We start from the raw sequence: 1,904 nt of genomic DNA, 5'->3' as shown, positions 1-1,904 counted from the left end.
GCCCCCGGCCTCCCGCAGCGCGACGAGGGAGAGCAGCCGGTGCGAGCCGGAGTGGTGGGCCGCGCGGGTGGCCGCCTGTGCCGCCCGCACCGCCTCCCGAGGGCGTCCCGCGTCGCGTGCCAGGAAGGCCGTGTTGCAGAAGGCGTGTGCCTCCAGAGCGGCGTCGCCGTAGACGCGGGCCGTCGCGAGGGCCTCGGCGTAGTGCGAGCGGGCGTCGTCGAAGCGGCCCGAGTCGTGGGCCAGCCAGCCGACGGAGATCGCCAGTTCACCGGCGCCCGCGTGCAGCCGGTCCGAGGTGGTCTGCCGGGTGGTGGTCCCCGCGTCGAGCAGGGTGTAGGCGGTGCGCAGGGGGGCGGCCGCGCGCCGGTAGAGCCCGTCGGCGCCGTGCCGGTCGTCGAGCAGTCTGATCTTGCGCACGGCCTCCTCGACCGCGTGGACCTCGGCCTCGCCGACCCTGCGGCTACGCAGGGCGGCGGCCTCCGCCGCGCCGCCGAGGGCGAGGCCGGCGGGCCCCAGTGCTGCGGCCACGGTGGCCGTGGAGCCGGTCATGAACGCGCGACGTTGCACGTCGCTCTCCTCGTGGGTCTGGACCGCGTACGGATCGCAGGCGCGGGGGTCGGACCCGGACGGATGGGACTCGTACAACTGCATCGTGGTTTGTTGTGGGCACTCCGAGGACTCCGGCGGCACGGGGCCGGTCCGGCTCGTGCCGTGGGCCGGCGGCGGGCCGGACTCGGCGCGCGCCCCCCTGCCGCGCACCATCGCGCGGGGGGCGAATCCCAGGTCCGACAGGGTTCGGCCGGGGAACATGTGCAGGAACACGCGCTCGTAGGCGTAGTTGGGGCAGCGGATCTCGCCCGCCTCCACGCGCCCGACGTAGCGCGCGTCGCAGCTGACCCGCTCGCCGATCTCGCGGGCGGCCCGCCGGACCGCCGCGGCGAACTCGCCGGGTGAGCGCTGTCCACGGAGCTGCCGGAAAGCAAGGTTCGGTCGTGGGGACTGAGTTGACGATGCCATCGGTGACGACGCCATGGCCGGACCCTCTCGTGCGGATCGTGCCGGACCGTGCCCACGCTCGCGCACTGGACGCCGCGCCCGCGCACTGGATCTCGCGGGCCTGCCCCTGTTCCGGCGGAGCACGAACGTACCGGCTGTGATGGGTCCGCCACACGGAGTTTGGCTACAAACCGGATATCTCACCCGCGATCCGCCATGAACTGCCATCCTTTGCAGCGGCGCGCCGCAGTGCCTGTTGACGCCCTGCCGCGTTGAACCACGAGGAGCGGGAGCAGGGCGGCTGCCGCACTGACGAGGAGGGGTTTCCTTGTTGGAGACCGGCACGGAGAACAGCGACTCCCGTACGGGGAACGGCGCCGGCGGCCCGCTCCCCGCGTCACGCACGACGGCGCGGCACTGGCCCACCCAGGAGGGCAGCGCACCGCCGCCCCCGGGCCCCGAGCCCTGCGACGACGAGTGTTGCGACCTGGTCACCGTCCCTGCCAGGCAGGGGCTCGAAGCGGTCGACATCCTGCGCCGCGGCGCGGCGGACACCATCGGCCCCGTGCTCCACGACGGGGGCTGCGACACCCTCGGCTTCCTCGTGCCGCCCGGTACCGCCGACGGCTGGGACCTGCCGGGCAGCGCCTGCACCCAGACCTTCGGGCGCGGCATGCGCGTGTACGCGGACCCGGAGCCGGGACCCACCGGCCCCGTCGTCCCCGACCCGCCGGTCGCGGGCACCGGCTGGCTGCTTCCGCCGGACGGCGAGAACGACCCCGTCACCGACCCGGCCGTCCTGCGCGCCGCGCTCGGCCAGGCGGCCCGCACCATCGAGGCGGCCGACAACTGCCGCTGAGCGGCACCGCGCCACCCCGCACCGCCCGGCACCTCCCTCGCGCCCGGAC

The 1,904-nt window shown here is 75.2% G+C and carries 2 protein-coding genes; one reads left to right on the top strand and one right to left on the bottom strand.

The genetic code is table 11. The features are described 5' to 3' along the window. Positions 1–1,032: NsdA family TPR-like regulatory protein (locus tag AOK03_RS38845; protein ID WP_425264453.1), on the bottom strand; the 1,032-nt coding region annotated here is incomplete at its 3' end. Between the two features lie 295 nt (positions 1,033–1,327). On the opposite strand from AOK03_RS38845, the gene AOK03_RS38840 reads away from it, so the two are divergent. Then, a complete protein-coding gene (locus tag AOK03_RS38840) occupies positions 1,328–1,855 on the top strand; it encodes a hypothetical protein (protein WP_425264454.1) in 528 nt (175 codons plus the stop codon). Positions 1,856–1,904 lie beyond the last annotated feature (49 nt).

The organism is Streptomyces atriruber (assembly GCF_001418325.1).
Classification (GTDB): Bacteria; Actinomycetota; Actinomycetes; order Streptomycetales; family Streptomycetaceae; genus Streptomyces; species Streptomyces atriruber.
Note: the sequence above shows the minus strand (reverse complement) of the source record. Positions and strands in the feature narration are given on the sequence as shown.